This is a genomic window from Neisseria sp. HMSC065D04 (assembly GCF_001815675.1).
Taxonomy (GTDB): Bacteria; Pseudomonadota; Gammaproteobacteria; order Burkholderiales; family Neisseriaceae; genus Neisseria.
Window position 1 is genome coordinate 182500 of the sequence record NZ_KV821518.1, and the last position, 4002, is coordinate 186501.

At 50.6% G+C, this 4002-nt stretch carries 2 protein-coding genes; one reads left to right on the top strand and one right to left on the bottom strand.

Features of this window, described 5'->3' with window-relative positions:
• Window positions 1-200: 200 nt before the first annotated feature.
• Window positions 201-2585: a phosphoenolpyruvate synthase gene (gene ppsA, locus HMPREF3050_RS07585; protein WP_070774331.1), complete on the bottom strand. Its 2385-nt coding sequence runs from the start codon at window positions 2583-2585 to the stop codon at window positions 201-203.
• A gap of 418 nt (window positions 2586-3003) precedes the next feature.
• Here ppsA and HMPREF3050_RS07590 point away from each other — a divergent pair, with 418 nt between their 5' ends.
• Window positions 3004-3825 (top strand): posphoenolpyruvate synthetase regulatory kinase/phosphorylase PpsR, encoded by an 822-nt coding sequence (locus tag HMPREF3050_RS07590; protein WP_003757356.1) that lies wholly within the window; start codon window positions 3004-3006, stop codon window positions 3823-3825.
• The last annotated feature ends 177 nt before the right edge of the window (window positions 3826-4002 follow it).

Below are 4002 nucleotides of genomic sequence, written 5' to 3' on the forward strand. Positions count from 1 at the left end.
TGCGGCTTCGTCGCCTTGTTCTGATTTAAATTTAGTCCACTATATCTATGTAGGGTCGTCTGAAAAACTGAAATCGTGTGTTTCAGACGACCCCGTATGGTTTGATGATCGATGCGGTAAGGTATGTTTGATGTAACACCTATTACATAAAATCCCCCGAATGTTTCCAATCGGGGGATTGTTCAATGTTGATAAAAAGCTTATTTATTCAACTCATTAGCCAAATACAGCCAAGTTTCGATGACGGTATCCGGATTCAGGGAAACGCTTTCGATGCCTTCTTGAACCAGCCATTTGGCAAAGTCCGGATGGTCTGATGGGCCTTGACCGCAGATGCCGACGTATTTGTTTTGCTTGCGGCAGGCAGAGATTGCCAAATGCAGCATCACTTTGACGGCAGGGTTGCGTTCGTCAAACGATTCGGACACCAAGCCGCTGTCGCGGTCGAGGCCGAGGGTCAGTTGGGTCATGTCGTTGGAGCCGATGGAGAAGCCGTCGAAGTATTGCAGGAATTGTTCTGCCAATACCGCGTTGCTCGGCAGTTCGCACATCATGATCAGGCGCAGGCCGTTTTTACCGCGTTCCAAACCGTTTTCTTTCAAGGCTTTGACGACGGCTTCGGCTTCGCCCAAAGTGCGGACGAACGGAATCATGATTTCGACGTTGGTCAGCCCCATTTCGTCACGGACGCGTTTGAGGGCTTTGCATTCGAGGGCGAAGCAGTCTTTGAAGCTTTCGGCGACATAACGCGCCGCGCCGCGGAAGCCCAGCATCGGGTTTTCTTCGTGCGGTTCGTAAATGCTGCCGCCAACCAAGTTGGCGTATTCGTTGGATTTGAAGTCGGACATACGGACGATGGTTTTACGCGGATAAACCGATGCGGCCAATGTTGCCACGCCTTCGGCGATTTTATCGACGTAGAAGTCGACAGGGGAGGCGTAGCCGGCGATGCGGCGGGTAATTTCCGCTTTCAATTCATCGTCTTGTTTGTCAAATTCCAACAAGGCTTTCGGGTGGATGCCGATTTGGCGGTTGATGATGAATTCCATGCGTGCCAAGCCGATGCCTTCGCTCGGCAGGTTGGCGAAGCTGAATGCGAGTTCGGGGTTGCCGACGTTCATCATGACTTTAACCGGCGCTTTGGGCATATTGTCCAAGGCAACGTCGGTGATTTGTACGTCCAGCAGGCCGGAATAGATGAAGCCCGTATCGCCTTCGGCACAGGATACGGTAACTTCTTGACCGTTGCTCAGCAATTCGGTCGCATTGCCGCAGCCGACTACGGCAGGAATGCCCAGTTCGCGCGCAATGATGGCGGCGTGGCAGGTGCGGCCGCCGCGGTTGGTAACGATGGCGGAAGCGCGTTTCATTACCGGCTCCCAATCCGGGTCGGTCATGTCGGTAACGAGTACGTCGCCTGCTTCAACGGAATCCATTTCGGAGGCGTCTTTTACCAAGCGGACTTTGCCTTGACCGACTTTTTGACCGATGGCGCGGCCTTCGCACAAGACGTTTTTGTCGCCGTTGATGTCGAAGCGGCGCAGGTTGCGGCTGCTTTCTTCTTGGGATTTCACGGTCTCGGGACGGGCTTGCAGGATGTAGAGTTTGCCGTCCAAGCCGTCACGGCCCCACTCGATATCCATCGGGCGGCCGTAGTGTTTTTCAATTGTCAGCGCGTAGTGTGCCAACTCGGTGATTTCTTCGTCGGTAATGGAGAAACGGTTGCGGTCTTCTTCGGGAACATCGACGTTCATCACGGATTTACCGGCTTCTGCTTTGTCGGTAAAGATCATTTTGATTTGTTTCGAACCCATGGTTTTGCGCAGGATGGCAGGTTTGTCCGCTTTCAGCGTGGGTTTGAATACATAGAATTCGTCAGGGTTGACCGCACCTTGTACAACGTTTTCGCCCAGACCGTAAGATGAAGTCACGAAAACGACTTGGTCGAAGCCGGATTCGGTGTCGAGGGTGAACATGACGCCGGACGCGCCGCTGTCAGAACGCACCATGCGTTGCACGCCTGCCGAGAGGGCGACGATGTCGTGTTCGAAGCCTTTATGAACGCGGTAGGAGATGGCACGGTCGTTGTACAAAGAGGCGAATACATGGCGCATGGCTTCTTTGACGTTTTCCAAGCCGTTGATATTCAGGAAGGTTTCCTGTTGACCTGCAAACGATGCGTCGGGCAGGTCTTCGGCGGTCGCAGAAGAACGGACGGCAACGGAAATGTCCGCGCCGCCTGCGTCTGCAACCATTTTGTTCCATGCCGTTTCGATTTCGGCATCCAGTTGTTCGGGGAAGGGCGTATCCAAAATCCATTGGCGGATTTCTTTACCGACGCGCGCCAGTTCGGCGACATCTTCCACATCCAGTTGTGCCAGTGCGGCGGAAATACGCTCGCTCAGTCCGTTGTGCGCCAAAAATGCGCGGTAGGCTTCGGCAGTAGTGGCAAAGCCGCCGGGGACGCGGACGCCTTTTTCAGTCAGCTGACTGATCATTTCACCTAGGGAGGCGTTTTTGCCGCCCACGCTTTCAACATCAGTCATACGCAGGTTTTCAAACCAAATTACGTAGTTGTCAGCCATTTGTGTGTCCAATCCAAGATATGTTAAAAAAGAAACGAATACGCTTTGTTATTTTAAGCGATTCAAACGACCGCTGTCATGCTTTTTCTGTCTCGATTTATTTGCGGGTCGTCTGAAAAATTGCGGGCTTCAGGCGTGTAGTCAAATGAAATCTGATGGGGAAACCAGTATTCCCGTTATCTATTTCTTTGTAAAACATAAGGTTTGAAATAGATTAATGACTGATTGGTAGAGTTTGGAAAGGTTTTGGATGGGTATAAAATTTTAAGATAATTCGATTATTAAAATAAAAATGCGTTTAAAGGTGGGTTTAATTGCATTGTAGTTGGGTGTAATTTAAGCGTATTCCCTTTATTTAGAAGGTTTCAGCTGCTATGATAACCGTCTGCAACTGTCTTAAATTTCAAAGGATGACTGAATGACCGCCCCGCGCCATGTGTTTTATATTTCCGACCGTACCGGCCTGACTGCTGAAAATATCGGTGAGGCACTGCTGAATCAGTTTGGCAGAATCGAATTCAAACGCCACACCTATCCCTTCATCGATACGCCTGAAAAAGCGCGTACCGTCGTCGAAATAGTCAACCGCAATGCTCAGGAAAACGGTTTGCGTCCGATTGCCTTCGTCAGCGTCGTCAATGACGAAATCCGTGAAATCATCAAAAAAGCGGGCGCTTTCCATATCAATTTTTTCGAAACCTTCCTTGGGCTTTTGGAAAAAGAACTCAACACCGAGGCGGTTGCCGCCGAGCAGGGGCACCACAGTATCGGCAATACGCAACGCTACGATGCGCGTATGGAGGCGGTCAATTTCTCGCTCAACCACGACGACGGCGTCAGCGATAAAAACCTGAAAGAAGCCGATGTGATCCTGATGGGCGTATCGCGTTCGGGCAAAACGCCGACTTGTCTTTACCTCGCCTTGCAATACGGTATCCGCGCCGCCAATTACCCGCTGATTCCCGACGATTTGGAATCCACCGACCTGCCGCGCATGGTCAAACCTTACAAAGACAAACTGTTCGGCCTGACCATTCAACCCGAACGCCTGCAGGCCATCCGTCAAGAGCGCCGTCCGAATTCGACTTATGCCAAAATCGATACCTGCCGTAGTGAGATTGCCGATGCGCAAAATATGTTTAAACGTCACGGTATTCCGTTCACTAATACGACCGATAAATCGGTGGAAGAACTTGCCGTCCATATTCTTCAAGCCTGCAAATTGAAACGGCGTTTTTGAGGCGTAACATATTGACTATTAATAAAAGGTCGTCTGAAACACGGAAGCGCGTTTCAGACGACCTTTTGCTGTCATGAATGCTTGGATTTACTTACATTTGCTATTATAATGCGCGTTTGGATTGGCCGTTTGAGGTCGTCTGAAAATATATAGTGGATTAACTTTAAACCAGTACGG